Origin of the sequence: Undibacterium sp. SXout20W (assembly GCF_049340285.1) — a bacterium.
Taxonomy (GTDB): Bacteria; Pseudomonadota; Gammaproteobacteria; order Burkholderiales; family Burkholderiaceae_D; genus Undibacterium.
Window position 1 is genome coordinate 21,950 of sequence record NZ_JBMPPH010000047.1, and the last position, 7,266, is coordinate 29,215.

Annotated in this window: 5 protein-coding genes and 1 pseudogene; 5 read left to right on the forward strand and 1 reads right to left on the reverse strand. The window is 47.1% G+C overall.

Going from position 1 to position 7,266, the window contains the following annotated elements; translation table 11 throughout:
* Positions 1-95 precede the first annotated feature (95 nt).
* The 5 genes from ACO0K1_RS17325 to ACO0K1_RS17345 all read left to right on the forward strand — a co-directional run bounded on the left by ACO0K1_RS17325 (position 96) and on the right by ACO0K1_RS17345 (position 7,057).
* Positions 96-1,514 (forward strand): TolC family protein, encoded by a 1,419-nt coding sequence (locus ACO0K1_RS17325; protein ID WP_423027990.1) that lies wholly within the window; start codon positions 96-98, stop codon positions 1,512-1,514.
* Between the two features lie 88 nt (positions 1,515-1,602).
* Positions 1,603-2,715: an HlyD family secretion protein gene (locus ACO0K1_RS17330; RefSeq protein ID WP_423027992.1), complete on the forward strand. Its 1,113-nt coding sequence runs from the start codon at positions 1,603-1,605 to the stop codon at positions 2,713-2,715.
* Positions 2,715-4,736: an ATP-binding cassette domain-containing protein gene (locus ACO0K1_RS17335; RefSeq protein ID WP_423027994.1), complete on the forward strand. Its 2,022-nt coding sequence runs from the start codon at positions 2,715-2,717 to the stop codon at positions 4,734-4,736. The genes ACO0K1_RS17330 and ACO0K1_RS17335 overlap by 1 nt, the downstream gene beginning before the upstream one ends.
* The gene (locus ACO0K1_RS17340) at positions 4,733-5,887 is read left to right on the forward strand and encodes an ABC transporter permease (RefSeq protein WP_423027996.1); all 1,155 of its coding nucleotides are present in this window, start codon (positions 4,733-4,735) and stop codon (positions 5,885-5,887) included. Before ACO0K1_RS17335 ends, ACO0K1_RS17340 begins: the two co-directional genes overlap by 4 nt.
* 15 nt (positions 5,888-5,902) lie before the next feature.
* Positions 5,903-7,057: an ABC transporter permease gene (locus ACO0K1_RS17345; protein WP_423027998.1), complete on the forward strand. Its 1,155-nt coding sequence runs from the start codon at positions 5,903-5,905 to the stop codon at positions 7,055-7,057.
* Positions 7,058-7,147: 90 nt separating this feature from the next.
* Here the strand turns inward: ACO0K1_RS17345 and ACO0K1_RS17350 are convergent.
* A pseudogene (locus tag ACO0K1_RS17350) lies at positions 7,148-7,266 on the reverse strand (IS30 family transposase); the annotation flags it as partial.

Consider the following 7,266-nt stretch of genomic DNA (forward strand, 5'->3'; position numbering starts at 1 on the left):
ATTGTTGCAAAGTTATTCACAGTATGAATTGATTCTGATCAATTTGATTGTGCATACACAGCAATACACTGTGATGACTATCTTTAGGGTTCACTATGAGAAATTTTGATTTCCGACTAGCTTATCGGCTACATCGAGAACTATTTGCAGGCTATTTGCCGCAGGAAGTTCTGTGTTTTAGGGGTAAAAAAGGCGCAAAAGTCTCCAAAATACGTTTATATGCACAGAGTTTGATTTGTATCAATCTATTGGCGATGAGTCCTTTTTGTTGGTCAGCAGAGTCGTTGCAACAAGCATGGGAGATGGCCTTAACGCGCGATCATACAGTTGCTGCGTCGCAATATAAACAGCAGTCGGCGCAGCATCAACTTTCAGCTGCGCAAGCCAATTATTTACCCAAAGTGACGTTAGAGACGGGCTATCTACGTACCGAATATGAGCCGGCAGCGAAACTCAATATTCCTGCTTTGCCGTTTTTGCAAGGCGTCGCTTTGCCGTTTGCGCAGGATTCAGCTTATTACGGTGGCGTGACGGTATCTGCCCCAATTTTCACCAGTGGGAAAATCTCTTCGGGTGTCGCTGCAGCCAAGGCGATCGCCGATGCCACAGAGGCGCACACAAATTTAACCCGTAGTGATCTCAAATTAGCGGTCGCGCAGTCATATATCGGTGTGTTACGAGCGCAACATGCGGTCACTGTGTCGATCAGCTACATCAATGCGGTTAGCAAGCATGCAAGTGATGTGCAGGAATTATTCGAGCATGGTTACGTCGCTAAACATGATTTATTAGCGACCCAGGTGACTTTAGCGAATGCCCGACAAATGGGACTGCAAGCGAATAATGCGCTGGAGCTGGCACGTGCTGCGTATAACCGCTGGATGGGGCGGCCGTATGAGCAGCCAGTTGAATTGCAGGATGTGGCTGTGGATATTGCCTCCCCAACTTCTTCAAATCTGCTTGATTTGCTGAAGACAGCCAATGAACAGCGACAAGAATTACAAGAACTGTCCAAGCAAAGTGATGCCTTTAGAAATCAGGCATCCAGTGTCAGCGCCGGACACTTGCCGCAACTCGGTATCAGTGGTGGTTATAGCAAACTTCAAAATAAATATCTTTCTGAAGATAAAGGATGGTGGGTCGGTGTCGTGATGAAATGGGATTTATTTGATGGCGGCTTGATCCGACAACAAGCATCGGCATTGTCTGCCAATGCGCAAGCCGTGGCAGAAATGGCCGACGACGCCAGGGAGCGAATTGCATTGCAAGTGCGCCAATCGTGGTTGTCGCATCAGGAAGCGAATGCGCGTATGCAATTGGTCGACAAAGCCGCCGAGCAAGCGGATGAAAGTCTGGCGTTGGCGCGAGAGCGTTATCGCTCCGGTTTGGGGCCAAACAGTGAGGTTCTGGACGCTGAAGCGAGCCGTCTGCAAGCGTATTCAAACCGTGATAACGCCATTTATGACCGTGAATTAACGCGTTTGCAATTGGCGCATGCAGCGGGTTCCTTATAAGTATTGCCAACTCAAAGAAACCGTAAAAACCATGCGCAACACAACGCAAATATAAGCAACACCACACAGCATTATCTAGAAAGTGAAAATGGAAAATAAAAATAAACTGTTAGGGCCGGTACTCATCGGTATTGCCGTTGCGGTGATCGGTGGCGGCTTGTTTTATTATTTTGCTGAAAGTCGCAAATTACCTGAAGGTCTGATTCCAGCCAATGGCCGGATAGAGGGTGATCGCATCGTCGCCGCTGCAAAGTATCCGGGGCGTGTCAGTAAAATGTTTGCCAAAGAAGGCGACAGCGTCAAATCAGGCGACGTCGTTGCTCAGCTTGAAGATGAAAGTTTTCAAGCGAAACTTGAACAAGCGCGCCAAGCCCATCAAGGCGCTGACGCGCAACTAAAAGCAGCGCAAGCCAACCTGGAAATTGCCCAAAAAGAAGTTCCGATGGGCGTCAGCGTGGCGGATGCAAGTGTGAGTCAGGCTCAAGCGATGTGGGTTAAAGCGAATGCCGTTGAAGTACAAGCGAAACTTGATGCCGCCCGAAACAAGGATTTATTTGAACGCGGTGTGATAGAGCGCCATCGTTATGAACAAGCCGAGCTCGCCTGGCAAGTGGCGCAGTCGGATGTTAAAGCAGCACTCGAAGCTGTCAATCGGGCAAAGCAAGGCCTGTCGCAAGCCGGTCTCGGTAACGATAAGGTTAAAGCCAAGCAACAAGACGTCGATGCCTTGCGCGCTCAACGTGATCGTGCTGCGGCCGCCGTGACTGAGGCAGAGTCAGTATTGGCTGATTTAGTGATTAAATCCCCAGGTAACGGCGTCGTGTTGACGCGGTTACGTGAGCCCGGTGAAGTAGTGATGCCTGGTGGTGCCGTTTTAGAAATTGTCGACCTCGACCATTTGTATTTAAAAGTATATGTACCAGAGTCAAAAATTGGCCAATTACGTTTAGGTTTGCCGGTCAGAATTTATACCGACGCCCAACCAGATCAGTTTTATGATGCGACGGTAAGCTACATCTCTTCGCGGGCTGAATTCACTCCAAAAGAAGTGCAGACGACAGATGAGCGAGTCAAACTCGTGTATGCCGTTAAATTAGTCATTGCCAAAAATCCAGAACACAGGTTGACACCAGGTATTCCAGCTGATGCAGTTATACGCTGGAAAGAAAGTGTTGCCTGGCAAAAGCCTCGTTGGAATTGATGGCTAATTCGGTGATGACTCTGGAAAATACAATACGGCCAGCAGAAGCGAGTGTGGCTGACGCATCACGTTTAGTCGTTAATGCACAAAATTTAATGAAACGCTATGGCGATAGCGTCGCTATGGATGGCATATCTCTGCAAGTAAAGGCCGGAGAAATTTATGGCTTAATCGGCCCAGATGGCGCTGGTAAAAGTAGTTTGTTGAAGGTTGTGGCTGGCGTGTTGGCGCACGATGCAGGTGAATTGCGGGTATTCGACTGTCTGATTGATTCTGAAAAAAGCAGTGAGCTGATCAAAGACAGAATTGGCCTGATGCCTCAGGGCTTGGGGCAAAATTTATATGGCGATTTATCGGTCGAGGAAAATATCGACTATTTTGGTGGCTTACGCTTATTGAGCAAACCGGAATTAAGTGCGCGTAAAGAATCGCTATTGCGCAGCACCCGACTGGATAAATTTCGTGATCGACCGATGAAGAACTTGTCGGGCGGTATGAAGCAAAAGTTAGGCTTGGTCTGTACCTTAATTCATGAACCCAAACTGGTAATCCTCGATGAACCCACGACAGGTGTTGATCCGGTGTCGCGGCGTGAGTTTTGGAGCATATTGGGACGTTTACTTAAAGAGAAAGGCATTACCGCCTTAGTTTCAACCGCATACATGGATGAAGCGAGTCGCTTTCATCGTGTATCGCTGATGAATGCCGGCAAAATTCTCGCCTCTGGCGACCCGGACCAACTTAAATCACTGGCAGTTGGCACGGTCATCAGCAGCACTTGCGTTAATCCAAAACAACAAGTGGAAGCGGTAAAGCGCCTGGCACAACACTATCCACAAATGGAAGTGCTCGGACAAGAGATCCGGGTTTTTGTTGATCAGGCGAATCCGGTCGTTGCTGCCGCGGATATCACTCAATGTCTTACACAGATACCGCAGCAATTGACAGAGGTACTTGAGCCAGAACTGGAAGATATTTTTATTGCTTTACTACGCCAAAAACATTTGGATAAGACGGTTCAGAAAAAGGCATCGCAACCCACAGCGGAGCGCCATCAAGACCAAGGCCTGGCGATCGAAGCAGAAAACCTGAGTCGGACGTTTGGTGAATTTAAAGCCGTTGATCAAGTAAGTTTCAAGGTAAAACAGGGAGAAATTTTCGGGTTGCTTGGTGCCAATGGGGCCGGTAAAAGTACCGTCATTAAAATGTTGACAGGGATCTTGAGTCAAACCGCAGGCAAGGGCAATGTTGCTGGCGCAGATGTACGGACATCTGGACGGCAAATTCGCGAGCGCATAGGGTATATGTCGCAAGCCTTTTCTTTATATCTGGATTTGACGGTACTGGAAAATATCCGCCTATATGCCGGTATCTATGGTCTGACACGTCAAGAGACTGCCGCCAGAATGGATTGGATCCTCGATATGGCAGGTTTGCGACCGTTTGGGAAGGCCTTGACTGGTAGTCTGCCGATGGGATTGCGACAAAGGTTGGCATTGGGATGCGCGCTGATCCATCGACCACAGGTATTATTTTTGGACGAACCCACTTCGGGCGTTGACCCGATTGGGCGTCGTGCTTTTTGGGAAGTACTTTTCCAATTGTCGCGTGAAGAAAATGTGACGATACTCGTGACTACCCACTATATGTCAGAAGCCGAACATTGTGATCACATTGCACTGATGTATGCTGGCCGGGTTGTTGCGGATGCGTCGCCAGATAAGCTCAAAGCGGACGTCGAAGCTGAGGCGGGAAAGCTCGTCGAGATTCAAACAAATGACCCACAAGCGGCACTTGATTTGTTGCAAGCCTCTGGGCACGCAAGTGCAGCGTTATTTGGCGCCAGGGTGCATGTATTGCTGGCGCATTCAGAGAGCGACATGCAAAAAATTTCTGTGTTATTAAAGCCTTTGGGAGACATTAAAATTTCACCTAAAAAGTTATCAATGGAAGATGTGTTCGTTCATATCGTCACACGGCTCGAAGCAAAAGATGCGCAGTCTAAAGGAGTCCGGCCATGAATTTGCATCGCATCCGCGTGGTTGCCTATAAAGAATGGCGTGAGATTATTCGGGATCGCTTATTTTTTGCCTTAGCGTTTATCGTGCCCTCGCTGCTGATGCTGCTGTTTGGGTATGGTCTGTCGTTGGATGTAGAAAATATCCCATTAGCAATCGTCGATTATGATCAATCAGTGAGTTCTCGTGACTATGCGCATCATTTTACGGATTCCAGATATTTCTCGTTCAAAGGGTATGCTGCGCGGGAAAAGGACGTAGAAAAACTTCTCATCGACAATAGTCTGCGTGCGGTGATCGTGATCCCTCCACAATTCGGAGAAAATCTTCGGGGTGGCAGAGCCGCCAATGTACAAACCTGGATCGACGGCACCTTTCCCTTTCGTGCGTTGACGGCGAAAGGTTATGTGAATGCAATTAATGCAGCGATTAATCTCGACAATATTGCCACTTATATTTCTGGGCTAACCGGTATGAGTGAGGAAAAAATTCGTAGCATTGCACAGCCAGTCAAATTAGAAACCCGCTACTTATACAATCAAGAAGTGAAAAGCATCTGGTCGATGGCGCCCAAATTGATCATGGTAATTTTAATGCTGTCGCCACCATTTTTGACTGCGCTAGGCGTTGTCCGGGAAAAAGAATCAGGTGCTATTTACAATGTGTACTCATCGACTTTATCGCGTGGTGAATATCTGATTGGCAAGCTTCTACCTTACGTCGGTATTTCGGTTGTCAATGCTTGCGCGTTGGCCACTTTCGCATTGCTATTGTTCGGCGCACCCTTCAGAGGTGATCCGCTGTTCTTTTTATTGTCGACGATTTTGTACGTGATTTGTACTACCGGTATTGGGCTGCTGGTGTCGGTTGTCGTGAACACGCAAGTTGCAGCGATGGTTGGAACCTCGATAGTGACGGTCGTGCCCGCCGTATTATATTCAGGCATGATTATTCCGATTCCTTCGTTATCGGCAACAGCCGCCGTCATTGCACATGTTTTACCTGGAATGTATTACGCGGAAATCGTGATAGGGAGTTTTTTAAAAGGTGTTGGCTTTACTTCTTTATGGATGGATATGCTGATTTTGGCACTATATGCGACCGCCTTGTTTGCCGCCGGATTTCTGGCATTTCATAAACGCCCAAATCGTTGAAATGCGGAGAAAGACATGAATTTTATATTTAGCCGTGTTTGGTGGAGTCGTCTACAGGCAATGGCCTGGAAAGAGTTGCTGCAATTATTGCGTGACCCTATTTTGCTAGTTTTTGTTTTGTATGCATTTACTGCCGATATTTATAACGCTGCCACTGGTGTCTCGTTTCAGCTTAATAATGCCGCATTGGTTTTATTTGATCTTGATCATTCTATTGCCTCACGGGAGTTGGCCGGACGATTTATGCCGCCGGAATTTCACTGGATCGGTGGAATTCATCATGCCGAACAAGGCCAGAAACTATTAGATGATGGTAAAGCAATGGCAGTATTGGATATACCGCCGGGGTTTGGTGTTGCAATGGCACGTGGAGAAAATAAGGCGGTGCAATTGCAGATTGATGCTGCCAATTCTGTTCAGGGCTTTCTGATGTCCGTCGATGCGACACAAATCATTGCCCGTTATGGTCTTGAACAAGCGGCGGTGAGATTGGGTATTGACGGCGCAGGAGCAATCGATATGCCATCGATTAATAATGCAACGCGTGTTTGGTTTAATCCAAATCAGAATGATGCATGGTTCATGGGGATTTCTGAGCTACTTAATGTGGTGACCTTATTTTCTATGCTGTTGCCGGCAGCGGCGATGGTGAGAGAAAAAGAGCGCGGTACGATAGAGCAATTACTTGTCTCACCGTTGTCACCTTTGCAGATTATGATACCGAAAATCATTGCGATGGTTGCCGTTATTTTAGGTGGCACAGCGCTAGGGTTATTTGGGGTGTTAGTGCCCGTTTTTTCGATTCCGGTTGTTGGTAGTTTGTGCCTGTTCTTCGTCCTCAGTACTTTGTATATCAGTACCTTGGCTGGGATCGGTATTTTGATCGCTACGGTAACGAATAATATGGCGCAGGCAGGCATGATGGTGATTTTAATTTTGGCGCCAATGATGTTTTTGTCCGGTGCCTGGACGCCACCGGAGGCAATGCCTGTCCTGATGCGACTCGGCATGTACGCATCACCTTTGTATTATTACATTAATGCCAGCTATGGAATTTTGATGAAAGGCGCTGGTTTGATGGTGCTGTGGCCGATGTTTTTGGGAATATTGCTGATTGGCATCCTTGTCAGTGCCGTCACGATCGCCAAGTTTAAAAAGCAATTTGGTTGAAATAATTCAAACATATAATAAAAATAAGCAGTTTAAAAAAGTAGTTTAAATAAGTAGTTTAAATAAGCAGCTTAAATAAGCAGCGCGAGTTCAATTTTGAAGTGCAAGCGTATTTTTGAAGAATACCTGATTGGGTGTAAGGTATCCTAATCTTTTTCTTGGTCGATTATTCAGTCTATTCATGGCGTGATCAATCTCCTGTTGTGTAA